Consider the following 25497-nt stretch of genomic DNA (forward strand, 5'->3'; position numbering starts at 1 on the left):
TCGCCTCTACGTCCGAACCACCAGGGACAGCTTGTCACGCGCGCTCTCCCGGCGCTTCGCGCGCGCCTTGCCCGCCACCTGGAGCAACAGCCGGTCCCGCTCCCAGCGCTCACGCGTCGTGACGTCCACCCGCTCCCAGAGCGGGGCCAGGGCCTCGAGTTGGCCCCTCAGCAGGTCCATCGCGCCCGCGAGCGCCAGGTGGGTCTCGGGCGCGGCGGGGTGGGCCAGGGCGAGCCCTCGCAGCATCACTCCCAGGGCGAGCAGCCCCTCCCGCGTCTCGTCCGGCCACCCCGAGCGCCGCGCCACCTGGAGCAGCCAGCCGAGCACCGCCGCGAACACGTGGCAGTCCTCCACCGTCCGGAACGGTTTGACGAAGCGCTCGTACCCGTCGCCGGGCAGCACCTCCCCGGGCCGGACCTCCACCGCCTCCAACCGCAGCTCGGCATGGGGAAGCTCCGGCACGAAGGGCGGCGGCGGCAGGTCGCTCAGGCTCACCCCCGCGCGCCGGGCATCGAGCCGCACCAGCCGCAACCGGTTGCGGCCCCGCTCGTCCTGACCCTCGGTGGCCACCACGAGCAGTTCGTCCGCCGCCCGACCCAGGGTGACGAACGTCTTGGTGCCCTCCAGTCGCCAGGGGCCTCCGCTCGGGCCGGAGAGCCGCGTGGCCATGGCCGCGGGGTGGCCGCCCTGGGCCTCGGTGGCGCACAGGGCGTAGCGGTGCTCCCGCGGCAGGCCCGGCAACAGCGCCCGCAGCGCCGAGTGGTAGCCCGACGCGAACGCATAGGCCAGGCGATCCGCGGAGAACCCTCCGGCGAACGCCACGTCCACGGGCGTGGAGAAGCGCAAGGCCAGCGCCAGGTGCCGCGTCCACCAGGCGTCGACGGAGTCGAGCACGGGCGGTTCGGGAGGCTGCGAGAGGAGGAAGCGCGAGAGCTCGTCCATGACGTCCGACTCTACTCCGATGCGCAAGCGGCACCCAGGCGTCACCCTCCCGCCACATGGGGTCCCTACCCTGCCCGCTCATGACGTCTTCCCGCTTCCCGGTCCGCGCCCTGTGCGGCCTGCTGCTCGCCCTGAGCCTGCCCTCCGCCCACGCCGCCCAGAGCCGCACCGCGTTCGTGGTGGACGAGCTCAACGCCTTCAACGGCACCCTTCCGCCCGGCCTCCTGGCCGAGAAGTACACGCGCATGAAGGCGTCCGCCTTCGCCTTCTTCCGGGGCAGCAACCACCTGTACTGGAAGGACCTCGGCGCCTCGCCGCTGCTGGCCACCTACGGCGGCACCCGCGCCACGCGCACCTGGCTGTCCGGGGACATGCACCTGAACAACACCGGCGCGTTCGACGACGACACGGGCGACATCGTCTTCGGCCTCAACGACTTCGACGAGGCCGTCATCGGCGACTACCAGCTCGACGTGTGGCGCCTGGCCACCAGCCTGCTGCTCGCGGCGCGGGAGGCCGGCACGTTCAGCACCGCGGATCAGGAAGTGCTCGTGGATGCCTTTTCCAAGGCCTACCTCGACACGATGAAGGGTTACGCCGGCAACAACGGCGAGACCACCCGGAAGTTCCGCGCGAGCAACACCTATGGCCTGCTCAATGACTTCCTGGACGACGTGAGCGCCAAGAACACCCGCGCGAAGCTGCTCGACACGTGGACCGCCCGTGTCCAGGGCGTGCGCCAGTTCAGCTTCACGTCCCCGGAGGCCGCCCCGGTGTCGGTCACCGTGCGGAATGACCTCGTCTCCCGGATGAGCGCCTACCGCGCCACGCTCGGCGGCGGAACGACGTGGCCCTCGGGCTACTTCACGGTGAAGGACGTCATGCAGCGGCTGGGCGCGGGGATCGGCTCGACCGGCGCCACCCGCTACTACGTGCTCATCGAGGGCGCCACCTCGTCCCCGGACGACGACCGGATCCTCGAGTGGAAGGCGCAGCGCGCCCCCAGTGCCTGGCCCCACGTCGGCGCCGAGCAGGTGGGCCAGACGAACGCCACCAGCGGGGGTGACCTGGCCGCGCGGGTCGTGGTGGCGGCCAAGGCGCTCGGCTACCGGGTGGACGATCACCTCGGGTGGACCACGCTGGCGGACGGCCAGCCCTACAGCGTGCGCGAGCTGTCCCCCTGGAAGGCGTCCTTTCCCGTGGAGGATCTCACCACGCTCACGCGCTTCACCCATCTCGCCGAGCAGTGGGGCCAGGTGCTCGCCACCCACCATGCCCGCGCCGACAAGGATTGGAATGCCTCGGTCTTCCCCCACTCGCTCGATGGGGAGATTCAATCCCGCACGGACAAGGACGCCGCGGGCTTCCGGGCCCGGGTGCGTGCCGTCGCCACCGACTACGCCCAACAGGTGAAGTTCGACTACGACAGCTTCCGCTCGCGCTTTTGAGGGCGTTCGCGGGGACAATGCGCCCATGCGCCTGTCCTCGCTCCTCCTCCTGCCCTCCCTGCTGCTCGGCTGCGCGACCGCGACCCCCGCGCCCGCCCCCGCCATCCCGGACGCCTCCGAGGCCGCCCTGGCCCGCATCCGCGTCGTCCATGGCGGCGCGGGCCCCTGGGTGGTGGCGGGCTACCGCATGGGCGCGTCCGCGCTGCGCACGCTCGGCGTGTCCGCCGGGAGCTTCGATCTGGAGGTGGCGCACCACGCCCCGGCCCAGGTGCAATACACCTGCATCGCGGACGGCGCGGCGGCGGCCACCGGGGCGAGCCTCGGCAAGCTCAACCTCGCGCTCGTGGAGGAGGCCGAGGCGTCCCGGGTGGCGACCACCTACCGGCGCCGCTCCACGGGCGCCAGCGTCACGCTGCGCCCCACCGCCGCCTTCGTGGCACGCTACCGGGACTTGCCCCGCGAGCGGCTGGCCGAGGCGGGCCGCGAGGTCCTCGACCTGCCCGACGCCGAGGTCTTCGAGGCCGTGCCCTGAGCCTTCTTCGTGGCCGTTTTCGTGGCCTTCTTCCGGGCCACCTTGGCCGCCGGGGTGTTGGCCACGAACTGCTTGCCGCCCCGTGAGGCCACGCGCTTCTTCGTGTCCGTGGCCTTCTTCTCGCCCTCGCTCAGCGCGTCCCAGGCCTTCTTGGGCAGGTAGCGCGAGGTGGTGCGGCCATGGCGCGCCCGGGCACTCCCCTCGCGCGTCTGCCACTTCTCGTCCGTCCAGCGATCCAGGGACTTCTGCGCCTGACCCTTGCCGCCCGTGTAGCCGCCCCCCGCCTTCTTGTATTCCTGGGCGAGGAGCTGCGACTTGCGCGCGCTCCACTGGCCGGGCTTGCCCCCCTTGTCACTCGCCTGGATCTTCTTCTTGAGCCGCTCGCGCAGCGCGGGGCGCGTGTACCGGCTCGCGGAGGAGCGCGAGCGCGCACCCTGGGTCTTCTTGGCTGCCATGTGCGACGACCTTTCCGTCATGAGACGCACCCGGACAGGTGTGTCCCCCCGGCCGCGCTGGCAAGTCCCCCACCCCGCGCGGCGTCAGGCCTTGAACTCGGCCCACACCGGCGCGTGATCCGAGGGCTGCTTGCCCTTGCGCGCCTCGCGGTCCACGTCCGCCGCCACCAGCCGCTGGGTGAGGGGCGCCGACGCGAGCACATGATCGATGCGCACGCCCTGGTTCTTCTGGAACTGGAGCATGCGGTAGTCCCACCAGCTGAACTTCTTCACGTCCGGGTGCTGGGCACGGAAGGTGTCCGTCAGGCCGAAGTCACACAGGGCCTTCCAAGCCGCGCGCTCCTTCGGGGTGAAGAGCGTGTGCCCTTCCCACACGGCCACGTCCCAGACGTCGATGGGCTCGGGCGCCACGTTCCAGTCCCCACAGAGCGCCAGCGGCTCGTCCGGCTTGTGCCGCGTGTCCAGGTAGCGCCGCAGCCGGGCGTAGAAGGCCAGCTTGTAGTGGTACGCCTCCGACTCCACCTCCTGGCCGTTGGGCGCGTACACGCTGAGCACCCGCACGCCGTCCACCGTGGCGGCGATCACCCGGGCGTGGGTGTCCTCCACGCCGTCCGCCAGGCCCACCACCACGTCCGTGGGCGGCGTGCGCGCCAGGATGGCCACCCCGTTGTACGTCTTCTGCCCGTGCACCGCCGCGTGGTAGCCCGCCGCGAGGATCGCCTCCCGGGGGAAGTCCGCCTCCGTGCACTTGAGCTCCTGCAGGCACAGCACGTCGGGTTGGGCACTCTTCAGCCAGTCCACCAGCCTGTCCAGGCGGGCGCGGACCGAGTTCACGTTCCAGGCGGCGATCTTCATCCCGCCCAACGTCGCACGTCACCTGTGGGTCCCGCCAGGATTTTTCCCCACAAGGGGTCGCCGTGTTCCACGGTGTGGCTGGCGCGCCACACGCGGACGGCTCGGGACACGGGCGGGCGTCCTCTTCCACCCACACCGTCCCCTGGTCCCCGAGGAGGGGGCGGGCTGGCATGGCGGTCGCAATGGGAGACGCTCCGACAAGGAGCCACACCCCATGAGGACGTCCGTTCTGTTCGCCAGCATCCTGACCCTCTGCCTCGCCGCCTGTGAGTCGGGTTCGCTGCGACGGAGCCAGGTGCCCCTCGCCCCGCCCGAGCACCTGCTCGCGCCCGAGGCGGAAGGCACGCCCGCCGTCTCCAGCCCCCCCGCGGAGGCCGTGCTCCCCGAGTCCCCCCCGGACCGCTTCTCGCTCGCCGAGGACCTGGCGCCCGCGGAGCCGTCGGATGAACTGTCGCTCCCGCACGAGGCGCACCTGGCGCCGGTGGACCACCTGGGCCGGGCCCGGGCGCTGCGCGCCGAAGGTGACCTCTCAGGTGCCCTCACCGAGGTTCGCCGCGCCGTGCACGACGCCGGGGACGACCTGGACGCGCGCGAGACGGCGTTGGATCACCTCATCCCCCTGGCGCGGCTCATGGGCAAGAAGCTGCTGGCGGCGGACGCGTACACGGAACTGGCGCACCTGTTCCCGGAGGGCCCCGAGCCCCTGGTGCAGAAGGCGCGGGTCCTCCTGGAGGTGGGGGACGTGGAGGGCTCGCTCCGGGCCGCCGAGGCCGCGCTGCTGCTCGACCCCGAGTACCCCGAGGTGTACCAGGTGCTCGGCCGGGGCCATCTGGCCGCCGGAGAGCTGGGCGAGGCCATCGTCCGCTTCCAGCAGGCGGTGCATCTGGACCCCTACCACGGCTACGCCCTGAACAACCTGGGGCTCGCCTGGCTGCTCACCGGCCGTGACGCCGAAGCGGCGGAGGCGCTCGCCCAGGCGGCCTACCTGCTGCCCTACGAAGGCTTCGTCCACAACAACCTGGGGCTCGCCTACGAGCGCCTGGGACGGTACGAGGAGGCCGCCATGGCCTTCGACACCGCCACGCGTCTGACCCCGGGCAGTGCCCGCGCCCGCCTCAACAAGGCGCGGCTCGAGCGCCAGCCCCAGGCCTCCGCCCCCCTCCAGGCGCGCCGGAGCGCGCACACGGCGGACAGCGCCGCCCGTTAGCCCCGCCCGTTAGACCCTCACCGGCGGCCTCGCTCCGGAAGCCCCGTTCCGGATCCCCCCGAGGCGGACTAACGTCCCTCCCCTCTCGCCGCACCCCCTGCCCCATGACCCCAACCTCCCCCGCCTCCCCGCCCGACGCCGCGCCCCGCTCCACCCGGGGGGGCTGGCTGTGGCGCTGGACGAAACGGCTCCTGCTCGTGGCGGCCGTGGGCGTCGCCTTGATCGTGCTCGGGGCCGTGGGCGTCTACGTGCACTTCAGCCAGGGCCTGCCCTCGGTGGAGGCGCTGCGCACCTACCAGCTGCCCCAGGTGACCAAGGTGCGGTGCGCGGACGGCTCGGTGTGCGCCGAGTACTTCATGCCCCAGGGCCGGCGCACGGTGGTGCGCATGGAGCATCTGCCGGCCCACGTGCGCAACGCCTTCCTGGCCGCCGAGGACGCGGACTTCTACAAGCACGAGGGCCTGGACTTCTTCGGCATCGTGCGCGCGGGCGTGAAGAACCTCATCCCCGGCAGCCGCAAGTCCGGCGCGTCCACGCTCACGCAGCAGGTCGTCAAGAACATGCTGCTCACGCCCGAGCGCAGCCTCCACCGGAAGATCCGCGAGTGGATCCTCACCCCGCGCGTGGAGCAGGCGCTCACCAAGGACGAGATCCTCAGCCTCTACATCAACCAGGTGTATTACGGGCAGGGCCGCAACGGCATCGAGGAGGCGGCGCTCTACTACTTCGGCAAGCACGCCGCGGACCTGACGCTGGGCGAGGCGGCGGTGCTCGCGGGCACGGTGCAGTCACCCAACCGCATCAATCCCGAGAAGAACATCGTCAAGGCCAAGCAGCGCCAGCGCTACGTGCTCGGGCAGATGGCGGGCCAGGGCTTCGCGCCCCGGGCCGAGGTGGACAAGGAGCTCGAGAAGCCCATCGTGCTCGCGCCCCGTCCGCCCGCCGAGCCGGGCGCCTACTACGCCGAGGAGATCCGCCGCACGCTCGTGGCCCGCTATGGCGAGCAGGCGGTGCTCACCGGGGGCCTGCGCGTGGACATCGCCATGGTGCCCAAACTCCAGGCGCTCGCGGACGACGCCGTGCGCAAGGGCCTGGAGGCGGTGGACCGGCGCCAGGGCTACCGGGGCCCCGTGGGCACGCTCGCGGCTGAGCGCTTCGAGCGGCTCAAGCCCCTGCTCACCCGGCAGATCGAGGAGGCGGGCCGGCGGCAGAAGGAGGGCAGCTCGGTGGCGGATCTGACGTCGCTCGCGAGCACCGAGGCGCCGCCCCAGCCCGAGGAGGAAGCGCCCCTGGAGACGCCCGCGGCCGAGGTCGAGGAGGACGCCACGCTGTCGCCCGACGAGAAGCTGGTGCACGCGGTGCAGCTCGCGCCCCTCAAGGACGGCCTGCGCGTGGCGGGCTACGTCACCCAGGTGGAGGACAAGAAGGCGCGCGTGGACCTGGTGGGCCGCGTGGCGGAGATCCCCTTCGCCTCCGTCACCTGGGCCAAGGTCAACGGCAAGGCCCCGGGCAAGATGTCGGACGTGATGAAGGTGGGCGACATCGTGCGCGTGCGCATCCTGCGCGTGCTGCCCGCCCCCGCGCTGCTCGAGGCCACGTTGGACCAGGTGCCGCTCGTGCAGGGCGGCCTCGTCGTCATCGACCCGAAGGACCGGCACGTGGTGGCGCTCGTGGGCGGCTATGACTTCGAGCGCTCGCCCTTCAACCGCGCCACCCAGGCGCGGCGCCAGCCCGGCTCGTCCTTCAAGCCCTTCATCTACGGCGCGGCGCTCGGCAGCGGCCGCTACACCCCCATCAGCACGGTGAACGACGCGCCCGAGGCCATCCGCGACCCCTACACCGGCCAGACGTGGAAGCCGCAGAACTACGAGCGCGCCTTCGACGGGCCCATCACCCTGCGCACCGCGCTCACCCGCTCGAAGAACACGGTGTCCGTGCGCCTCATCGAGGCCATCACCCCCGCGGCGGCCATCGAGTTCGCGCGCCGCGCGGGCATCCAATCGCCCCTGCCGGAGAACCTCACCCTGGCGCTGGGCACCGGCGAGGTGAGCATCCTCGAGGAGGCCAACGCCTACGCCACGCTCCAGGCCAACGGCCGCTACGCCGAGCCGCTGCTGCTCCTCAAGGTGACGGACACGAGCGGCCGCGTGGTGGAGGAGCACCAGCCCGCCTTCGAGGAGAAGCTGCCCCCGGCGGTGGCCTACCTCACCACCTCCCTCATGCGCAGCGTGGTGGAGGAGGGCACCGCCCGCGCGGTGACGGAGCTCAACCGCCCCGCGGCCGGCAAGACGGGCACCACCAACCAGAACCGCGACACGTGGTTCTCCGGCTACACCGCGGACTGGGTGGCCAGCGCCTGGGTGGGCTTCGATGACCACTCGCCCCTGGGCTCCTCCGAGACGGGCGGCCGCGCCCCCCTGCCCATCTGGCTGGAGTTCATGCGCGGCGCCCACCAGGGCCTGCCCTCGCGCGACTTCGACATGCCGCCGGGCGTGGTGCAGACGCGCATCGATCCCGCCACCGGCCTGCTCGCGGGCAACTCCGTGCCCGGGCGGATGGAGTCCTTCCTCGAGGGCACCCAGCCCACCGCCGAGGCGCCGCCGCCGGGCCACGTGAGCGAGAGCGACTTCTTCCTCCAGGAAGGCAGCCGGGGGCTGTGAGCCGCGCCCTCGTCGCCGCGCTGCTGCTCGTCGCGCGTGCCGCTCCCGCCGCGCCCGACACCGCGCTGGAGCGGCTCGCCACCGCCGTGGCCTCGGACGTGCGCGCCGCCGGACCCGAGGCCCCCGTGGCCCTGAGCCTCACGGCCAGCGCGCCCGAGCTGCGCCGCGCCTTCGAGACCCTGCTCGCCGCGCGCCTGGCCCAGGCCGGACTCGCGCCCGTGGTGCTGGTGGCCCCCTCGCCCGAGGACGCCGAGGCGCTCGCCCGGGAGACCGGCGCGCGCGCCCTGGTGCGGCTCACGCTCGGCGTGGAGACAGGGGCGCTCGGCGCGCGCGGCGACGTGGTGGGCACCTGGGTCAACTTCTGGTCCGGCCGCACGCCCACGCGTCCGCCCTCGCCCGCCGCCGCGCTCGCCCGGCAGGTGCCCGCGGACCCCGAGAGCCTCGCGCTCGCGGCGGTGAAGCCCACCGCCCCCGTGCCTCCGCCCCCGGCCGGGCCGCCCCGCCCCTTGCGCCTGGTGGGTGCCCGCCTCACGCACCTGCCCGCGCCCCCCGCCGCGCTCGCCACGGGGGACCTCACCGGCGATGGCCGGGACGAGGTGGTGGTGCTCACCGAGCGCGCCGTGCACGTCTTCGCCGCGGACGGGCACCTGCTCGCCGAGCGCTCCCTGGACGTGCTGCCCCCGGGCCCCGCCCCCACCCGCGAGCCCTTCGGCGCGGTGGCCGTGCTCGCCAATCCCCCTCGCATCGCCGCGTTCTCCACCCGCTTCGCCCATGCCGAGGTGCTGGTGCTGGAGAACGGCGCCCTGCGCTTCGCGACCCGGATGGAGGGCGTGCCCCTGGACGCCGAGGCCCGAGGGACCTTCGTCCCGGGACAGACGGCCTTCGGCGCCGACGTGCGGTGGGGCACGGGCGAGCAGCGGCTCTCCGGAGTGCCCGCGCGCTTCACCACCTACAGCGCGGCCCTGTCGCGCGTCCTGCTCGTGCAGCCCGACGGCCAGGGCGCCTTCTACCCCCGGCCCTCGGCGGCCCCCGTGCCCCTGTCCGGCCTGGGCGCGGGCAGCGCGCTCGGGGACCTGGACGGCGATGGCACGCCGGAACTGCTCACCACCTCGCCCGAGCTCCAGCCCTCGCCCGACGTGCTGCGCGTCTTCAAGACGGGCGAGAGCGCCACCACGGCCCAGGAGCCCTTGTGGCAGGGCGCCCTGCCGGCGGGGCGGGCCCTGTCCGTGGTGACGGCCCGGCTGGACGAGGGCCCCCTGCGCGCGGTGGTGGTGGGCCTCACCCTGCCCGACGGCACCGGTGAACTCTTCCTCCTGCGCCCGGGAGCGCCATGACCTTCCGCCCCCTGCTTCTCGCGAGCCTCATGTGCCTCGCCGCGCCCGCGTCCCGGGCCGCCGGGCGCACGCCCTATGGCGGGGAGGTGCGCGTCGCCTTCCCCGGGCCCCTGGAGCCCGCGGAGCCCGCCCTCGCCGACTCGCCCCTGGACGCCACCCTGCGGGGCCTCGTGTCGCGCCCCCCGTGCACGCTCTCGCCCGAGGGGCAGCTTCGGCCCGCGCTCGCCCCCGAGCCCTCCCGACCCACGGCCCAGGGGGTGCGCTGGAGCCTGCCCACCCCCGCGCAGGCCCAGGCCCTGGCGCGTGCCTGGACGCGGCTCACCGGGCCCGAGGCCCCCTCGCCCTACCGCGCCCTGCTCTTCCCGCTCCGGGGCGAGGGCCGCCAGCTCGCCGCCACCGGGGACACCCTGGAGCTGACGCTCGCCTTCCCCTGGCCGGACCTGGAGCGCGCCCTGTGCCACCCCGCGCTCGCCCTGGCGCCCACGTCCCCCGCCGCGCTCGGCCCGTTCGCCGAGGCGACCCGGAACACCCTGGACGCGCGGCTCGCGTGGACCCCGGGCCGCCCCTACGTGGAGCGCCTGCGGCTGCAGCCCACCGACGAGCGGGGCCTCGCGCGGCTCTGGTCCACGCAAGGCACCCAGGTGGCGCTCGGCGTCTCCCCGGAGCCCGGGACCCTCACGGGCGCGGCGCTCTACGCCACCTATCTGACGTGGTCGCCCCGGAAGGTGCCCGAGGACTTCCGGCGGGCCGTGGAGCGCGCCCTCGACCGCGAGGACCTGACACGCCTGTTCGTGCGCGGCCCCGCCGTGCCCATGCCGCACCTGCTCCCGCCCGCGCTCCTGCCCCAGGCCCCGGCGGCCCCCCGCCCTGGACCCGCACCCGCCGCAGAGCCCGCGTCCGCGAGCCGCAAGGTGACGCTGCTCTACGACACCGACAACGAGGACCAGCGCGCGGTGGCCGAGCGCCTCCAGGTGAAGCTGCATGACCTGGGCTACACGGTGGCGCTGCTGCCCCTGCCCCGCGCCGGACTGCGCGCGCGCTGGGCGAGCGGGGACTACGAGGTGATGCTGCACTCGCTGCTCTTGCCCCCGGTGCCGGGCCCCGCTCTGGCGGTGGTGCTGGACGCGGCGGGCCGCAAGGATCTGCTCGGCGTGGAGCTGCCCCGCATCGGCCTGCTGCCGGACACCGCGGCCCGGGACGCGCGTGCGCGCGAGCGGGCCGTGGCGCTCGCGCCCACCCTGCCGCTCCTGCCGCTCTATGCCCAGGGCCTGGCGCTGCGCGGGGCCCCGGAGGTCGAGGGCCTCGCCTTCGACGCCCAGGGCCTGCCCCAGCTCGACGGCGTGTGGGTGCGGCCGGTCGCGGCGGGCGGCCCGGGGGGCCGGAGATGAGGCTGAGGACGAGGCTCGCCCTCGCCTTCGCCCTGCTCGCGCTGGTGCCGCTGGCGGTGATGGTGCCCTTCACCCTGACGCGGCTGCGCGCCACGCTGTCCCGGGGCTTGGACGCGCGCATGGAGAGCGCCCTGCTCTCGGGGCAGGAGGCGATCGATCGCACCGCGGCCACGGCGCGCCGGGCGGTGGAGGAGCTGGTGGAGAGCCCCGCGCTGGAGGACCTGGCGCGCGAGGCCCGCGAGTCCCCCGCGCGGGCCATCCGCGCGGACACGGCGCGGCCCCTGATGAAGAGCCGGGGGCTCACGGTGCTGACGATCTTCGATCGCCAGGGAACGACGCTGTCCTCGGGGCAACTGCCCGCGCGCCGGGGAGACCCGGATCCGGCGCTCTTCGCGGTGACGAAGCTGAAGACCCCCGAGCCCGTGCCGGTGAAGGTGTCGGTGCGCGACAACCAGGGCCTGCGCGAGGTACCGGCGCTCGTGACGGCGCGGCCGGTGGACTACGGGGACTCGCGGTTGTGGGTGGTGGGCGGGGTGTTGTTGGACCAGGGGCTGGCGGCGCACCTGGCGCGGCTGACGCAGGCCGAGGTGGCGCTGCTGTCGGACAAGGAGGAGGTGGCGCGGGCCGGCACGGTGCAGGCGCCCACGGTGGCGCGGGTGCTGCCGTTGGACGAGCACGTCTCGGTGCGGCTCGTGTTCAGCCGCGCGGCCGAGCGCGAGGCGACGCTCGGGGTGTTGCGCTCCTTCCTGCTCTTGGCGGGACTGGGGCTGGGCTTCGCGGTGCTGTTGGGGCTGCTCATGGCCCGGCGCATCACCCAGCCGGTGGAGGCGCTGACGGAGGGCGTGCGGCGGGTGGGCCAGGGCGAGCTGGACGAGCAGGTGCGGGTGGACACCACGGGCGAGGTGGGTGAGCTCGTGAAGACGTTCAACCGGATGACGACGGAGCTGCGCTCGACGACGGAGCGGCTGGTGGCGAGCGAGCGCGTGGCGGCGTGGCAGGAGGTCGCGCGGCGGCTGGCGCACGAGATCAAGAACCCGCTGACGCCCATCCGCATGTCCATCGAGACGCTGGTGGCGGTGCAGGACGCGGGGGACGCGCGCTTTCCCGGCATCTTCAAGCAGAGCGCGGGAGTCATCCTGGAGGAAGTGGACCGGCTGCGGCGGATCGTGGACGAGTTCAGCCAGTTCGCGCGCATGCCCAAGCCGCAGTTGGAGCCCGTGGACCTGGGAGAACTGGCGAGGAACGTGCTGTCGCTCTACGCGACGCCGCCTGAGGGAATCGAGCTGCGCTCGGAGGTGCAGACGGGTGTGGTGGCGAGAGCGGACCGGGACCAACTGACGCAGGTGTTGGTGAACCTGGTGAAGAACGCCGAGGAGGCGATGGCCAAGGGCGGAGGCACGCTGTACGTGCGGGTGCAAGGCACGGAGAAGGAAGCCCGGGTGGAGGTCCAGGACAGTGGCCCGGGGATTCCGCCCGAGCACCGCGCACGCATCTTCGAGCCCTACTTCACGACGAAGGAGGGCGGCACGGGCCTGGGACTGGCCATTGCGGCGCGTATCCTCCAGGAGCACGGCGGCAAGCTGGACGTGGGCGGCGAGCCCGGCCAGGGCGCGTGCTTCACGCTGTCACTCCCGAGAGACCAGTGAATTGTTTTAGGCCAAAGTCGGCCTACGTGGACCCAGTCCCCATGAGGGAAACCCGAGGGAAGACGAAACAATTAGTACGAGGAAATCCTCCGTATCTTGGATGGGCAGCGGAGACCGGACACGTTGGAGCATCAACCGTCCAAGTCCTGTAGCCCCCTTGGTTACTCGTTCGCCAGCCCAAAAGCTCAGGGCCTCTTCGCCCACTGGCCTCCACGCGGATATAGTCGCCCTATAATCTGCGAACTGGCACCTATATGAATGGTTCTGCCCCTTATTTGTGGACGAGGAAAAATACACGACTTATACTGACTACATGAGTCCCTTGAATGACCCTGATCCTAATCAATACGGCCCTGATCAGCGGCTGGTAAGGGTCGTTCTTCCAATGGAACTCATCCAACGGGTCGATGAACTCCTACTTCGCAGGGTAGGTGGTTACCGCAATAGACAGGACTTCATCCGGGACGCGGTCGACGCACTGGTACTGGAACTCTCCTATGCCCCAGCGCCACAGGAGCCCCCATCCCAGTTGGAAGAGCGCATTCGCATTCGCCCCGCTTCGCCTGTTGAGATGCGGGATACATTGGCCGAAACGCGTCTGCCCACAACAGTTGATGACTACGCAGAGCATGGAACGCTCGACTTCAGCCGACTTCCCGTCGTATCGGACGTGCAGGTGATCGAAGCCCCAGGAGCAGTGGTTGTGGACGAGCCTCTGTTTGGTCTGCACAACCGGGACTACCCTTCGCTCTGGCTCGCATCCCAACTAGCCCAGGCCACGAGATTGGAACTCGCGAACAATGAGAGCTTCATGGCACAAGCGATCAAAGATGCTTGGGTGCTGGGCGAGAAACTCCAGGCATTCGAGCAACGAACAGACACACGACTCTCCTCTCTTTTTCCCACTAACCGTCAGAAGTCTGGGAGAGCCGAGGAGGCATTCCGAACCTTCGCGTTCGGGCAGTTCACTAACACGGCTAACGGGCTGCGCGCATCAGGGCCACTCTTCACGTGGCGCGTCGTTCAAGTCCAAGCCACAGACATGCTTATTGGTTTGACCCCGCAGGGACTGAGGCTCGTACGCCAGCTCTCGGGGTTATCGGCGGTGACCCCACATGAAAAGGCTCATTCCGAAGCGTTCCTCTCTCACCTGCGAGACAACGCGCCCGCCGACTGGTGGGGATTCGAAACTGTCCTACTCGAAGTCAGCAAGGGCGCGACCCGGCTTAATCTCCTTCAACGGTTTCGAACCGAAAAACCCCGATGGACCGAGGCTCAAGTCTCGACAAATGTTGCTGGCTATGTCGCGCGGGCGAGGGAGTGGGGATTGTTGGAGTCTAAGCAGGCCGGTGGCAAGTATTTACTAACGAAGTTTGGTGAATCATTTCTTGGCTCAGTCTAGGGCACACACATAAGCGCAAGGTCAACGAGGTCGACAATGAATGAGCAGGCATTTTGTTGGAGATTCCGAACACCTCAGAACGATGAAGTTCTTGAGGACCCGAAGGAGGCCGAATTCTTCAAACAGGATGAAGACCTCCCCGATGCTGTTGTTCGTGAACTCGTCCAAAACTCCCTTGATGCAGCCATCAAAGCCTCTGAGCAGGTGCGTGTAGAGTTCAAGTTCTCCGGTGCCCGACACGCACTCTCGCCCACGCGCGCGAAACGATGGCTTGAGTCACTCAAGCACTATCTTAAATTCGCAAAAAGAGCTCCTGCAGATTTTCTCTCAAAGCCCGTGCCTTTCCTGGCGGTCGAGGACTTCGGAACTCGAGGCCTGGGTGGAAATACCAAGCAACGGTGGGACACGGATGAGAAGAACGATTTCTACATGTTCTGGCGCAACGTCGGACGTTCGGCAAAGAAGGAAGGAGACCGTGGGCGATGGGGACTGGGTAAGGCGGTTAACCATGAGGCGTCTCAGATCTCTTCCTTTTTCGGGATTACCCGTCGAAAGACCGACAACGCCCTCCTGCTAATGGGACGTTCAGTCCTCCCATTTCCGGTCACCGAGCGCGAAGCGTACGATCCGCGTGGCTGGTTCGGTCGGACAGAGAATCAGGAGCCTGGCTCCTTAATCATACCTGTAGAGAAGGAGGAGACGCTTGACGAGTTCTGCGCCGACTTCCACCTCGATCGAAAAACAAGCCCCGGCCTTTCGCTCGTCATCCCGCTGCCGAAAGAAACACTTAACCATGACACCGTGGTCACCGCGGTGGTCAAGAACTACTTCCACGCGGTTCTTACCGGGAAGCTTGAGGTGTTTGTATATGACGGGGAGGAGGCAGAAACCGTCATCAATGCATCCACTATCGACGAAATCGCACAACGATTCGTGCCCAAGGAAGGTCCTAGCCTCGCAAGGATCTTCGAACTGGCGAAGTGGGGACATGGCCTGCCGACTGACGAGTACATAGAACTCGGGACAGTGGGCCAGAAGAAACCACCCACCTGGGATGAAGCGGAAATATTCGCCCCCATAAAAGACGACCGTAGCGAACTGCGTGAGCGGTTCCAGTCATACGAGCGGCTTGCCTTTCGACTCCCTATTGCGGTCAAGAGGACCCAGGCTGAGGAAATAGTAATATCCATCGCATATGTATACCTCGAGCGACTGAGTGGCACGGATACTAGTGACGAAACACGGGGCCGCACAGTATTCGTTCGAGAAGGCATGGCCGTTCCCATGGTACGGCTCAGTCACGAGAGAACCGTTCGTGCGCTTCTCGTCGTAGACATGCAGCCTCTGTCCGCGCTCCTTGGTGATGCCGAGAATCCAATGCATACCGATTGGGTGCAGCGGAGCGAAAAGCTTCTTGAAAGAAACGATAACGGACCAGCCACCGTGAGTTATGTAAAGAACTCCGTCCGAGAGATCACCCGCTGGCTGACCGAAGCGCAGGACCAGAAACGCGAGGATCTCCTGATGGACCTTTTCTACGTCGAGGAGCTGGGTCCCGGCGGTGGCGAGGAGGAAACACGGGAGAAGAATCCTAAGAAGAAGCGTCGGCAGAAGAGGCCGGTACAGCATCCAAAATACCCAAGAGCACGCACGCCTTACGCCATTGAGCCAATTCCGGGTGGATTCGAAGTAACTCCAGTCGAGGGTCTGTCATCCCCTTCGCGAATTGTAATTCGCGCCGCATATGACACGCGTGATAGCAACCCTTTTGATGCTTATCGGCCCCATGATTTCATCATCGGCAGCGGGGACCTAAGGGTGGAGGCGAAAGGCGCTGACTACGTCGCAGAACTGAACACACTTGCCATAACGGTAAATAAGCAAGACTTTCGAGTCACTGTAACCGGCTTTGATAGCCGCCGCGACTTGCGAGTCGATGGCAAGAAAACTCCGGAAAGTGGTGAGACATGATTCAATCTTTCAATTACACGAATCGAGCACTCATCTCGCCCCAGGATGCGGTGATCCGCATCTCTATTTCCGATAAGGCAAAAGGTGGCGAGCCAGGGGTCATTCGATTCAACCTGGATGCCCGACTCGACAAGAATTATGAATTTCCTCAAGACGCTCCGCTCGTCATTGAGGCATATAGCTATCTCTACTACAAGCGATTCGAATTCGGCACTGTAGGGAAACCAGAACCTAGGATTGGATCAGAGCCTCAACTCGAGGCAGACGGCTGGGAGAGCTTACTCTTCCGGGTCAAGGTTATCGATCCCCAACATTCCGGACGCATCCTAGGGGAAGCCGATCGTCTCCGTCCCGTGCTGTTACGACCAGGCGTTGGAGAGTCGAGCGGAAACAAGCGATCTCTGCTCAGCGTAACCTCCGAAGATCTTGGCCAGCAAGTGTGGATGCTCCGATTCGATCTCAGCGGACCAACGGTGGTCGTCAACAAGGGACATCCCGAACTGCGCCGACGCATGGAGGATCAACTCTATCGCTGGCTCGTCTTCCCGGAGGTCATGCAACGAGTATTGGAGCGCATCCTATGCGTTGAAGGCGTTGATTTTGACGGCGCATCTCCCTCCGCAGAGAGCTGGCGTGGCGACTGGCTCGCGTTCGCGACTAACTTGTATCAGCCGCCGCCAGCGCCCGATGGAGATCGCAAGGAGGATCAGTTGAAGTGGGCCGACTGGAGCGCGGAAGTGGTTCGCCGTTTCTGCGGTAAACACTCCGCGTGGGATGTTGTCTCAAAGGCGCTTACCGAAGAGGTTAAGTCATGAAACTCAGGGCATTCACAGAGGAAGGCGTGCGACTCTTCGAGAACTACATTCTTGAGCTCAAAAGAGGGGCACAGGCTCCATTTCCGGAGACTCTGTTAGACGGACCCCACACGATATCCATTAGCAACGCAATCGACGGCGATTTGGGAGCGCTCCCTGAAGACAAATACGAGGCAGCGCGCTATTTACATACCCTACTGAAGCCGCTCTCCCCCGCGAAGATGAAAGAGAACTCACGAGGGATCTGGACGTGGCTGGCGGCATTTTACTTCGAATCAATCCGACCCGCTAAGGAGGACGCACTCCCGCGGGCGCCATATCACTACATCTACGATAAACAGTGGATCCGGCGGTATCGACACCTTCTCGCGTTCCCCCATGAGCTCTTCAGCCTCTACCGCAGCAACACAGGTAATGGAGCCGAGAACATCAAGCTATTCCTGAATGGGTCGGTCCGGGTCCTTGGCGGAATCATCGAGCAGCTTGCCTCGCGACAGGAAATAATTACCTCGCGCCCAGTGGTTCGGGCATTGACCGCGCTGTACTGGGAACCCCAAACGGACGCGCCCAAGACGGGCATCACGACGGATGATCGCGACCGAACGCAGCGAACAAATCGAACCAAGAAAGCGAAGAAGGCGAAGCGTCAAGTCCGGCAGAGAAAGGCAACACTCCGGCTTCCGGGAGCAGGTGGTATTGTTCGGTTTGTCAAAGTTTTTTGGCAATTACATCTAACCTATGACTTGTACTCACTCGACGCAGACCAGATCTTGGATTTATTGCCCCCCGAGTTTGATCGTTACCGCGCATCCCGCGTAGCACTAGGTCAGTAGCCAGTTGTGTTTTGAGCGCCATGCCATCAAACAAACCAGACAAGGGCCAAGAATGCCCGTGCACCAACCAGAACCCACGGAATCGGCGCTCAACCACTATCCTGCGTTGGCAACAATCTTGAGTGCATGCGTTGAACCAACAGCATCATACTGTCTTTGTGCTGTGCGATTAGAGTCGCACGATCGCAGGGAAAGAGCCACGCTATCAGCAACAGCCGCAGCAAGTCGTACTGGAACAGCATTACCAAGTTGACGCATTAATTTAGACCATGCTCCTTCGAAGTGCCAAGAGTCAGGAAATGTCTGCAATCGCGCCAGTTCACGTATTGTGAAGTAGCGCACCGAGCCATCGGCGAGAATCACCATGTTCTCTCCACCAGGAACCCCATGAACTCCGGCCTTCAACGCCTTAGCGGGAAAATCCAAATCGCTTCCTGTATGACCTGGATAGCTTCTCGCGCCAAGAATCAATTTGTGGTTAGAAAATTCGCCTGACTCTTTGCCCTGCAATGGCTCAGGAAGCCCATCGAAGGCATCACGCACGGTTACCCATGGCTCCGTTTTAGGTTCCTCCTTCGCCGTCCGCAGCACGCGTATCCTCCCATTCAGTCGAACAGACATCTTGGAAAGAGAGTTGATACCGTGTTCATCGCAATATTCACCTGTTAAATGCTGCTTCCACAGTAGTGCATCTAAGCTATGTGTCGGCTCGGGGAAACGCCAATCACAGTCCAGATCTGCGCGAAATCCGACAATAAAAATGCGATGCCGTATCTGCGGAACGCCATAGTCCGCAGCATTCAATAGTTTCCATTCAACTTTGTACCAAGTGCTTTTGTGTCGCCCCCTTGCACTTAAACCGACCAACCGGCGGTAGTGCGAGCGCCAGTCCTCCTCGGGTTCCATCTGAACGGAAGGATAGGCAAGCTGGCGCAATATGTACTGAAAATATTCGTCAAAACTGTGTCGCGCCAGTCCCCTCACATTTTCCATGATGAAGGCGCGCGGGCGTATTTCGCGCACCGCGCGAACAAATTCTGGAATCATGTTGCGAGAGTCGGCTTGAGCTTTGTGCTTTCCGCCCAGACTGAATGGCTGACACGGAGGTCCGCCTGCGACCAAGTCCAACCGATTCTCACGAAAAGGCGAGTAATCGTTAAGCCGCACATCACGTTGGTGAATATGCCAGTCGACAATGCCCGATAGAGCATTCGCACTCGCATTGCTACGGAGTGTCGCACAGGCGTCCTTGTCGTACTCGTACAGACCGCAGTGGCGAAAACCGGCATGATGCGTGCCTAGAGCTAGTCCGCCCGCCCCGGTGAATAGTTCGATGGAATCCATCATGACCGATCCATGCAGCAGCTTACGCAGCATGGCAAAATTCGCGATCCGACGTGGGATTACGTCGGTGCTGAAGATGGGACAGCCGTACACTGCTTTTCTGGATTCAAGAAGCTCAGAAGGGCGCGCCGAAGGGACTCCTCGTGTCGCAACTCGCACTCCCAGACAACGTGGACCCGCCATCCCCGCCCCCGGAGCTCCGCCTCCTTGCGCAGGTCCCGCGCCCGATTCCCCTCGAGTTTCGGGAGCCAGAACTCCAGCCGCGACTTTGGCAGCCGGGCGAGCGGACAGGCCGGGTCCGGGTGCCGGTGCCAGAAGCAGCCGTGGACGAAGATGGCCTTCCGACGACCTGGGAAGGCCAGATCCGGATGCCCCGGGACCTTCTTGTAGTGCAGGCGGTAGCGGTACCCCATCGCGGTGACGAGGCGCCGGACCCGAAGCTCGGGCGTGGTGTCCTTGTTGCGGACCCTCGCCATGCGCTCGCTTCGCTCCGCGGGAGTCATCGTATCCATGCGGAAACCTTCCTCGTGGCCGACGCCGTTGGACCTCAAGGGTCACCCCGCGCGGCTTATCTCGGAAGTAGTGTAGGCCGCCGCGCGGGAGCCGACGAGCGAAACCTGCGCACGCGGAAGCGACGGAGCTACTCGCGAGGACCCCGACCGTGCGACCGGGCATGCCGCCCGGACGCCTGGGCCTTCTTCACGCCGTGGTCCTTCTGCGGCGGTCCCGGGTCGCGCTGGGCCGCGTCCCGCCGGGCCAGTTCCTCCTGGAAGACCGGGTCCTCCCGAGGCACCTCGGCCCGGGGGATGTTCGCGCGCATCACCCGCTCGATCTTCTCCGTCATCGGCCGGTCCTTGGACGTCACGAACGTGGACGCCCGCCCGCTCGCGGCCGCCCGCGCCGTGCGGCCAATCCGGTGCACGTAGTCCTCCGGCGCGTGCGGCAGGTCGTAGTTGATGACGTGCCCCACGTCCTCCACGTCCAGGCCCCGCGCCGCGATGTCCGTGGCCACCAGGCAGCGGTAGGTGCCGTCCCGGAACGCCTGGAGCGCCTGGTTGCGCTGGTTCTGCGTCCGGTCCGCGTGCAGCACCCCGCAACGCAGTCCCGCCCGCTGCAGCGCCTTGTGCACCTTGTCCGCCCGCTCCTTCGTCCCCGCGAACACCAGCGCCGTCGCCTCGTCCCGCGCCAGCAGCGTGAGCAGGAGGGCCGCCTTCTCCTCGGGCTTCACCACGTACAGCCGCTGCTCGGCGCGCTCGGCCGGGGTGCCACTGCGCGTCACCTCCACCCGCACGGGCTTGTGCAGCTCCTCCCGGGCGAACGCGCTCACCTCCGGGCCCAGCGTCGCGGAGAACAGCAGCGTCTGCCGCCGCCGGGGCAGCGCCGCGAGGATCGCGTCCAGCTGCTCCTGGAAGCCCATGTCGAGCATCCGGTCCGCCTCGTCGAGCACCAGCGCCTGGAGCTGCATGAAGTCCACCAGCCGGGAGCGCAGCAGGTCCACCAGCCGCCCGGGCGTGGCCAGCACCAGCGTGGGCCGGGCCTCCAGGAGCCGCGCCTGGGCCGCCATGTCCTCGCCGCCAATCACGACCGCGTGCGACACGCCCCGCGACTCGCCGAAGAAGCGCACCGTCTCGGAGATCTGCTGCACCAGCTCGCGCGTGGGCGCCAGCACCAGTCCCAGCGTGCCCTTCTGACCCGCCAGGCGCTCCACCAGGGGCAGCACATACGCGGCCGTCTTGCCCGTGCCCGTGGCGGCGCAGCCGATGACATCCCGGCCCTCCAGCGCCGGCGGAATCGCCTGGGCCTGGATGGGGGTGGGCGTGGAGAAGCGCGCACGACGCACGGCGTCGAGGGCCTCGGGCGAGAGGCCGAGTTGGGCGAAGGGGGTGCTCACCGGGCCCGGGGTACCACGCCGCTCCGCCGGGAACCAACCCGGCCGTCATTCCGTCTCCCCTCCGTCCCGCCGTCGTCCCTCGCCTGGCAAGCCACCCGCCCCACGCCTCCCCGCCCGCCGCTGTCCAGGCCCGGCCCCCGGCGAGGGCCCCCTCTCCTCTCTCGACCGCCTCCCCATGTTGCGGCCCGCGTGCCCCGAAGTTAAATCCGTCTTCAGAAAATGAACCGAGATTCAGCGAAAAGTGCCGCCGCCCCCCGTCTGCGGGCCCGGCTCAAGGAAGCGACGGGCGAGGCGATCCGGGTCGCCGCCGAGGAGGTGCTCGGCGAGCAGGGGTTCGGAGCGCGCATGGAGGACATCGCCGCGCGGGCGGGGGTGTCGGTGGGCACGCTGTACAACCATTTCAAGGACCGCGAGGCGCTGCTGCTGGAGCTGCTGCGGGTGCGGCGCGAGCAGTTGCTCGAGCGGGTGGACACGCTGGTGGGCGAGGTGGACGGTCGCGCGGTGGGCGAGCAGCTCCGGGCCCTGCTCGGGCTCGTGCTCGACCACTTCCGCGAGCACTCGCGCTTCTTCGCCCTCGTGTTGCAGTCGGAGCTGCACCGGGGTCCGGCGCTGCCGCGCCAGCGCACCACCCTGACGGAGCTGTCCACGCGGGTGGAGGTCGTGCTCCAGCGCGGGGTGGCCGCGGGCCAGGTGCGGCGCGAGGGCGCGGAGTTCCACGCCACGCTGCTGGTGGGGATGTTGCGCGGTCTGCTCCTGCGCGTGGCCGAGACGCAGCGCGGGGACGAGCTGCAACGGGGCGCGGACGAGCTGCTGCGCCTCTTCCTGAAGGGAATCGAGGTGTAGCCGTCATGTCCTCCGCCGCCCTGCCCGCTCCGGGCGTGGCGCTGCCCGCTCGGGCGGTGCCCAACAAGTGGCTCGTCACGCTGTCGGTGACGTTCGGCACCCTCATGGGCGCCATCGACTCGTCCATCGTCAACGTGGCCATGCCCCAATTGCGCAGCGCGGTGGGCGCCACGGTGCAGGAGATCACCTGGACCACCACGGGCTTCGCGCTCGCCACGGTGATGGTGATGCCGCTCACGGCCTTCCTCGGCCGGCTCTTCGGGCAGAAGCGGGTGTACCTCGCGTGCCTGGCCCTGTTCGTGGCGGGCTCGTTCCTCTGTGGGCTCGCGTGGAACCTGCCCTCGCTGGTGTTCTTCCGGGCGCTGCAGGGGTTTGGCGCCGGGGCGCTGCAGCCCACCGAGCAGGCCATCCTCCGCCAGACGTTCCCGCCCAAGGAGCAGGGCATGGCCATGGCGCTCTTCTCCATGGCGGTGATGGTGGGGCCGGCCATCGGGCCCACGCTCGGTGGCTACATCGTCGACAACTTCCACTGGTCGTGGATCTTCTTCATCAACGTGCCGGTGGGCGTACTCGGCTTCTTCATGGTGGCGCGCTTCGTGCGCGAGCCGGAGGATCTGCTCGTCGCCAACCGGCTCGAGGGCGAGAAGCAGCGCAAGAACCTGGACTGGCAGGGCATCCTCTTGCTGTGCGTGGGGCTCGCGGCGCTGCAGTACCTGCTCGAGGAGGGCCAGGCGAACGACTGGTTCGAGTCCGCGGAGATCGTCGTGTGCGCGCTCGCGGCGGGCATCTGCCTCGTCGCGTTCGTCATTCGCGAGCTCACCGCCGTGGCGCCCGTGGTCAACCTGCGCCTGTTCAAGGATCCCATCTTCACCTCGGGCACCCTGCTCAGCGCGCTGATGTTCTCCATCCTCATGGCGAGCATGTTCCTGCTGCCCATGTTCATGCAGGAGCTGCTCGGCTTCACCGCCACGCAGTCGGGCCTGGCGCTCATGCCGCGCACGCTGGTGATGCTGGCGGTGATGCCCATCATCGGGCGCGTCTACACACGCTTTCCGCCCCAGCTCTTCATCTCGGTGGGCCTGGCCGTCACCGGCCTGGGCGTCTTCCAGATGAGCCACTTCAACCTGGACACGGGCACGCACGACATCATCTTCGCCATCGTGCTGCAGGGCCTGGGCTTCGCGATGATGCTGGTGCCCTTGTCCACCGTGGCGCTCTCGCGGGTGCCGCGCCACCGGATGCCGGACGCCACGGGGCTCAGCTCGCTCTTGCGGCAGATTGGCGGCTCCATGGGCCTGGCGCTCTTCGCGAGCCTCCTGTCGCGCTACGGCACCCAGGCCACGGCGGCCCTCGCCGTGCACCTGACGCCCACGCGCCCCGAGGTGGTGGAGCGGCTCGCGCAGCTGCGCGCGGGCTTCATGGCGCGGGGCATGGACTTCACCGCCGCCCAGGACACGGCGCTGCGGATGCTCTCGGGCCTCACGGCGCGCCAGGGCATGGTGCTCGCCTTCGACAAGCTGTTCCTCATCGCGGCCGGCCTCTTCCTCGTGGTGATGCCGCTCGTGCTCTTCCTCAAGGCGCCGCCGCGGAGCGACGGCCCCCGGGAACCTCAACACATCGACGTGGAGATCTGACCCATGGCCTCGACCGTGACGCAGTTGGTGAAGGACGAGCCGGGGGCGACCGAGCAGGGCGCCCCGGGCCGCAAGGGACGCCGCGGCTTCCTCGTGTTCGGGGGCATCGTGGCGGTGCTGCTCGTGGGCCTGGGGGGCTATCTCGTGGCCACGCGCGGCGAGGAGACGACGGACGCGGCGCAGGTGGAGGCGGACGTGGTGCCGCTGGCCACGCGCGTGGGCGGCCCCGTGCTGCGCGTGCGCGTGGCGGACAACGCGCTCGTGCACGCGGGGGACGTGCTGGTGGAGATCGATCCGCGTGACTACCAGGCGCGGCTCAAGCAGGCGGAGGCGGAGCTGGAGTCGGCCCAGGCGCAGGCCCAGGTCGCCGATGCCCAGGCCACCGTGGCCGAGGCGGGGGCCAAGGGCGGCTTCTCCAGCGCCCGGGCGCTCGTCACCTCCTCCAGCGCGGGGGTGAGCAGCGCCGAGGCGCAGGTGTCCGTGGCGCGCGCGGCGCTCGCCCGGGCCGAGGCGGACGCCCACCGCACCACCCTGGACCTGCAGCGCACCCAGCAGCTCATGGAGGCCAAGGCCGTGTCCCAGAAGAGCTTCGACGACGCGAAGAGCGCGGACGAGGCGGCCCGGGCGGCCCTGGAGGGCGCGCGCGCGCAGCTGTCCGCCGCCGAGCAGGGCCGGCAGGTGGCCCAGGGCCGGGTGGCCGAGGCCCGGGGCCAGCTGGATCAGAGCGCCCCCATCGACGCGAAGATCGCCGCGGCGCGGGCCAGCGCGGCGCTCGCCCACGCGCGGGTGAAGTCGGCCGAGGCCCAGGTGGAGCAGGCGCGGTTGCAGCTGGACTACACGCGGATCGTCGCGCCCGCGGACGGTCAGGTGTCGCGCCTGTCCATCCACGAGGGGCAGCTGCTCGCGGCCGGGCAGATGCTGGGGGAGTTCGTCCCGCCGCGCACGTACGTGGTGGCCAACTTCAAGGAGACGCAGGTGGGCCACATGCACCCGGGCCAGCGGGTGACGGTGCGGGTGGACGCCTTCGAGGGCGCGGCGCTGGAGGGCACGGTGGAGAGCCTGTCCGGAGGGACGGGCTCGCGCTTCTCGCTGCTGCCGCCGGACAACGCCTCGGGCAACTTCGTGAAGGTGGTGCAGCGCATCCCGGTGCGCATCGCCTGGACGCACCCGCCCGAGGCGCTGGCGCTGCGCGCGGGCCTGTCGGCCGAGGTCACCGTCCACACCCGGCCCTGAGGCGCACCGTCAGGAATTCCGCGCGCGCCGCGTCGCTCCCGCCGGGACGGCCTTTGGGGGCCTCGCGGACATCCGTCCGGGAGGCCCCTCATCCAGGGCCGGGCCCTTCCAGGTAGCCACCGAGGCCGGGGTTCAACTCCCCAGCGGAGGCTCCGGGAGCCAGCGCCCTCGGGCGCACCGCGTGGAGCGGCCCTGTGGGTGGAAGGACCCCCGCCGCGCCCCCGGGGCTCCCGGAGCCGACGTCTCTCGGCGAGGGAGCGGCGCACGCATGGATTCGATGACGGTGTGGCAGGGAGTGCTCGGGGCCGTGGCCCTGGGCGGGGTGGCGCGCGCGGCGATGCGTCGGGTGGTGGTGCCGGAGGGCTTCTGCGCCCTGCTCTACCGCGACGGGCGCTTCGTGCGCGCGCGGCCGCCGGGTGCCTGGTGGAGCCGGCGCCGGGGGTTCGGCCTCGTGCTCGTGGACATGCGCCAGCGCGTACTCACCGTGGCGGGCCAGGAGGTGCTCAGCCAGGAGCAGGTGGGCCTCAAGGTGAGCCTCGCGGTGCGCTACGCCGTGGTGGACGCGGCGCGGGCGCAGCACACGGTGCAGAATCACGCGGAGGCGCTGCACCTGGCCGCCCAGCTCGCGCTGCGCGAGGAGGTCGCGCGGCACACCGTGGAGGAATGGGTATCGGGGCGCGTGGCGCTCGGCCAGGCGCTGCGCGCGCGCGTGGCCGTCGAGGCCGAGGCGCTCGGGCTGGACGTGGCGGCGGTGGAGCTCAAGGACGTGATGTTGCCCGCGGACCTGCGCCGCGCCTTCGCCGAGACGCTCAAGAGCCGCAAGGAGGCTCAGGCGCGGCTGGAGAAGGCCCGGGGCGAGTCGGCCACCCTGCGCCACCTGGCCAACGCGGCCCGTCAGGTGGAGCGTCAGCCGGCCCTGATGCGGCTGCGGGTGCTGCAGACGCTCGAGGACGCGCGCGGCACGCCCGGCACCACGTTCGTGCTGGGCACGGCCACCGAGCCCCTGCCCCCGCCCCGCCCAGCGAAAAAGAAGAAGGGCGCCTCGAAGCCCGAGGCGCCCTGAC

21 protein-coding genes are annotated in these 25497 nt (G+C 68.5%); 15 read left to right on the forward strand and 6 right to left on the reverse strand.

The window, feature by feature from the left end; genetic code table 11:
- Positions 1-6: 6 nt before the first annotated feature.
- Positions 7-942, reverse strand: coding sequence for an acyl-CoA dehydrogenase family protein (locus tag I3V78_RS30775; RefSeq protein WP_204493031.1), 936 nt, complete (start codon positions 940-942; stop codon positions 7-9).
- Positions 943-1022: 80 nt separating this feature from the next.
- Here I3V78_RS30775 and I3V78_RS30780 point away from each other — a divergent pair, with 80 nt between their 5' ends.
- Positions 1023-2390 carry a DUF2252 domain-containing protein gene (locus tag I3V78_RS30780; protein ID WP_204493034.1) on the forward strand — a complete coding sequence of 456 codons (1368 nt, stop codon included), beginning with the start codon at positions 1023-1025 and terminating at the stop codon, positions 2388-2390.
- A 25-nt stretch (positions 2391-2415) separates the two neighbouring features.
- Complete coding sequence (locus tag I3V78_RS30785; RefSeq protein ID WP_204493036.1) at positions 2416-2922, forward strand: FmdE family protein; 507 nt, start codon at positions 2416-2418, stop codon at positions 2920-2922.
- Here I3V78_RS30785 and I3V78_RS30790 read toward each other — a convergent pair.
- Together I3V78_RS30790 and I3V78_RS30795 are read right to left on the reverse strand one after the other, a co-directional pair.
- Entirely contained in the window at positions 2832-3377 is a 546-nt protein-coding gene (locus I3V78_RS30790) for a DUF5872 domain-containing protein (protein ID WP_204493039.1), read from the reverse strand. The genes I3V78_RS30785 and I3V78_RS30790 overlap by 91 nt on opposite strands.
- Before the next feature lie 84 nt (positions 3378-3461).
- Positions 3462-4232 carry an exodeoxyribonuclease III gene (locus I3V78_RS30795; RefSeq protein ID WP_204493041.1) on the reverse strand — a complete coding sequence of 257 codons (771 nt, stop codon included), beginning with the start codon at positions 4230-4232 and terminating at the stop codon, positions 3462-3464.
- A 214-nt stretch (positions 4233-4446) separates the two neighbouring features.
- Here I3V78_RS30795 and I3V78_RS30800 point away from each other — a divergent pair, with 214 nt between their 5' ends.
- The 9 genes from I3V78_RS30800 to I3V78_RS30840 all read left to right on the forward strand — a co-directional run bounded on the left by I3V78_RS30800 (position 4447) and on the right by I3V78_RS30840 (position 17488).
- Positions 4447-5439, forward strand: a complete 993-nt coding sequence (locus tag I3V78_RS30800) for a tetratricopeptide repeat protein (protein WP_204493043.1) — start codon at positions 4447-4449, stop codon at positions 5437-5439.
- 104 nt (positions 5440-5543) lie between these two features.
- Positions 5544-8099, forward strand: a complete 2556-nt coding sequence (locus tag I3V78_RS30805) for a penicillin-binding protein 1A (protein ID WP_204493046.1) — start codon at positions 5544-5546, stop codon at positions 8097-8099.
- Positions 8096-9433, forward strand: a complete 1338-nt coding sequence (locus I3V78_RS30810) for a VCBS repeat-containing protein (protein WP_204493049.1) — start codon at positions 8096-8098, stop codon at positions 9431-9433. Before I3V78_RS30805 ends, I3V78_RS30810 begins: the two co-directional genes overlap by 4 nt.
- Positions 9430-10821 carry an ABC transporter substrate-binding protein gene (locus I3V78_RS30815; protein ID WP_204493051.1) on the forward strand — a complete coding sequence of 464 codons (1392 nt, stop codon included), beginning with the start codon at positions 9430-9432 and terminating at the stop codon, positions 10819-10821. Before I3V78_RS30810 ends, I3V78_RS30815 begins: the two co-directional genes overlap by 4 nt.
- On the forward strand, positions 10818-12467 hold the full coding sequence (locus tag I3V78_RS30820) for a sensor histidine kinase (protein ID WP_204493054.1): 1650 nt from the start codon (positions 10818-10820) through the stop codon (positions 12465-12467). The genes I3V78_RS30815 and I3V78_RS30820 overlap by 4 nt, the downstream gene beginning before the upstream one ends.
- 313 nt (positions 12468-12780) lie before the next feature.
- Positions 12781-13869 (forward strand): ribbon-helix-helix domain-containing protein, encoded by a 1089-nt coding sequence (locus I3V78_RS30825; RefSeq protein ID WP_204493056.1) that lies wholly within the window; start codon positions 12781-12783, stop codon positions 13867-13869.
- Between the two features lie 36 nt (positions 13870-13905).
- On the forward strand, positions 13906-15840 hold the full coding sequence (locus I3V78_RS30830) for a hypothetical protein (protein ID WP_204493059.1): 1935 nt from the start codon (positions 13906-13908) through the stop codon (positions 15838-15840).
- Entirely contained in the window at positions 15837-16655 is an 819-nt protein-coding gene (locus tag I3V78_RS30835) for a hypothetical protein (RefSeq protein WP_204493061.1), read from the forward strand. Before I3V78_RS30830 ends, I3V78_RS30835 begins: the two co-directional genes overlap by 4 nt.
- Entirely contained in the window at positions 16652-17488 is an 837-nt protein-coding gene (locus I3V78_RS30840; protein WP_204493063.1) for a hypothetical protein, read from the forward strand. The genes I3V78_RS30835 and I3V78_RS30840 overlap by 4 nt, the downstream gene beginning before the upstream one ends.
- A 96-nt stretch (positions 17489-17584) precedes the next feature.
- Here I3V78_RS30840 and I3V78_RS30845 read toward each other — a convergent pair whose 3' ends face one another.
- The 3 genes from I3V78_RS30845 to I3V78_RS30855 all read right to left on the reverse strand — a co-directional run bounded on the left by I3V78_RS30845 (position 17585) and on the right by I3V78_RS30855 (position 20723).
- Positions 17585-18865, reverse strand: coding sequence for a DNA cytosine methyltransferase (locus I3V78_RS30845; RefSeq protein WP_204493065.1), 1281 nt, complete (start codon positions 18863-18865; stop codon positions 17585-17587).
- 26 nt (positions 18866-18891) lie between these two features.
- Positions 18892-19344, reverse strand: a complete 453-nt coding sequence (locus tag I3V78_RS40395; RefSeq protein WP_204493067.1) for a very short patch repair endonuclease — start codon at positions 19342-19344, stop codon at positions 18892-18894.
- 128 nt (positions 19345-19472) lie between these two features.
- The gene (locus tag I3V78_RS30855) at positions 19473-20723 is read right to left on the reverse strand and encodes a DEAD/DEAH box helicase (protein ID WP_204493069.1); all 1251 of its coding nucleotides are present in this window, start codon (positions 20721-20723) and stop codon (positions 19473-19475) included.
- A gap of 219 nt (positions 20724-20942) precedes the next feature.
- Between I3V78_RS30855 and I3V78_RS30860 the strand changes: the two genes are divergently transcribed.
- From I3V78_RS30860 to I3V78_RS30875, 4 genes are all read left to right on the forward strand, one after another.
- Positions 20943-21566 (forward strand): TetR/AcrR family transcriptional regulator, encoded by a 624-nt coding sequence (locus I3V78_RS30860; RefSeq protein ID WP_204493071.1) that lies wholly within the window; start codon positions 20943-20945, stop codon positions 21564-21566.
- A 5-nt stretch (positions 21567-21571) separates the two neighbouring features.
- Positions 21572-23200 (forward strand): DHA2 family efflux MFS transporter permease subunit, encoded by a 1629-nt coding sequence (locus tag I3V78_RS30865; RefSeq protein WP_204493073.1) that lies wholly within the window; start codon positions 21572-21574, stop codon positions 23198-23200.
- Between the two features lie 3 nt (positions 23201-23203).
- The gene (locus I3V78_RS30870) at positions 23204-24433 is read left to right on the forward strand and encodes an HlyD family secretion protein (protein ID WP_204493076.1); all 1230 of its coding nucleotides are present in this window, start codon (positions 23204-23206) and stop codon (positions 24431-24433) included.
- 268 nt (positions 24434-24701) lie between these two features.
- Positions 24702-25496: a slipin family protein gene (locus tag I3V78_RS30875; RefSeq protein ID WP_204493078.1), complete on the forward strand. Its 795-nt coding sequence runs from the start codon at positions 24702-24704 to the stop codon at positions 25494-25496.
- The last annotated feature ends 1 nt before the right edge of the window (position 25497 follow it).

This window comes from Archangium primigenium (assembly GCF_016904885.1).
Lineage (GTDB): Bacteria > Myxococcota > Myxococcia > Myxococcales > Myxococcaceae > Cystobacter > Cystobacter primigenius.

What these genes read in the sequence shown, in the direction of transcription:
- I3V78_RS30775 (WP_204493031.1), bottom strand. Translation starts at nt 942, where the DNA reads ATGGACGAGCTCTCGCGCTTCCTCCTCTCGCAGCCTCCCGAACCGCCC.
- I3V78_RS30780 (WP_204493034.1), top strand. Translation starts at nt 1,023, where the DNA reads ATGACGTCTTCCCGCTTCCCGGTCCGCGCCCTGTGCGGCCTGCTGCTC.
- I3V78_RS30785 (WP_204493036.1), top strand. Translation starts at nt 2,416, where the DNA reads ATGCGCCTGTCCTCGCTCCTCCTCCTGCCCTCCCTGCTGCTCGGCTGC.
- I3V78_RS30790 (WP_204493039.1), bottom strand. Translation starts at nt 3,377, where the DNA reads ATGGCAGCCAAGAAGACCCAGGGTGCGCGCTCGCGCTCCTCCGCGAGC.
- I3V78_RS30795 (WP_204493041.1), bottom strand. Translation starts at nt 4,232, where the DNA reads ATGAAGATCGCCGCCTGGAACGTGAACTCGGTCCGCGCCCGCCTGGAC.
- I3V78_RS30800 (WP_204493043.1), top strand. Translation starts at nt 4,447, where the DNA reads ATGAGGACGTCCGTTCTGTTCGCCAGCATCCTGACCCTCTGCCTCGCC.
- I3V78_RS30805 (WP_204493046.1), top strand. Translation starts at nt 5,544, where the DNA reads ATGACCCCAACCTCCCCCGCCTCCCCGCCCGACGCCGCGCCCCGCTCC.
- I3V78_RS30815 (WP_204493051.1), top strand. Translation starts at nt 9,430, where the DNA reads ATGACCTTCCGCCCCCTGCTTCTCGCGAGCCTCATGTGCCTCGCCGCG.
- I3V78_RS30820 (WP_204493054.1), top strand. Translation starts at nt 10,818, where the DNA reads ATGAGGCTGAGGACGAGGCTCGCCCTCGCCTTCGCCCTGCTCGCGCTG.
- I3V78_RS30825 (WP_204493056.1), top strand. Translation starts at nt 12,781, where the DNA reads ATGAGTCCCTTGAATGACCCTGATCCTAATCAATACGGCCCTGATCAG.
- I3V78_RS30830 (WP_204493059.1), top strand. Translation starts at nt 13,906, where the DNA reads ATGAATGAGCAGGCATTTTGTTGGAGATTCCGAACACCTCAGAACGAT.
- I3V78_RS30835 (WP_204493061.1), top strand. Translation starts at nt 15,837, where the DNA reads ATGATTCAATCTTTCAATTACACGAATCGAGCACTCATCTCGCCCCAG.
- I3V78_RS30840 (WP_204493063.1), top strand. Translation starts at nt 16,652, where the DNA reads ATGAAACTCAGGGCATTCACAGAGGAAGGCGTGCGACTCTTCGAGAAC.
- I3V78_RS30845 (WP_204493065.1), bottom strand. Translation starts at nt 18,865, where the DNA reads ATGCTGCGTAAGCTGCTGCATGGATCGGTCATGATGGATTCCATCGAA.
- I3V78_RS40395 (WP_204493067.1), bottom strand. Translation starts at nt 19,344, where the DNA reads ATGGATACGATGACTCCCGCGGAGCGAAGCGAGCGCATGGCGAGGGTC.
- I3V78_RS30860 (WP_204493071.1), top strand. Translation starts at nt 20,943, where the DNA reads ATGAACCGAGATTCAGCGAAAAGTGCCGCCGCCCCCCGTCTGCGGGCC.
- I3V78_RS30865 (WP_204493073.1), top strand. Translation starts at nt 21,572, where the DNA reads ATGTCCTCCGCCGCCCTGCCCGCTCCGGGCGTGGCGCTGCCCGCTCGG.
- I3V78_RS30870 (WP_204493076.1), top strand. Translation starts at nt 23,204, where the DNA reads ATGGCCTCGACCGTGACGCAGTTGGTGAAGGACGAGCCGGGGGCGACC.
- I3V78_RS30875 (WP_204493078.1), top strand. Translation starts at nt 24,702, where the DNA reads ATGGATTCGATGACGGTGTGGCAGGGAGTGCTCGGGGCCGTGGCCCTG.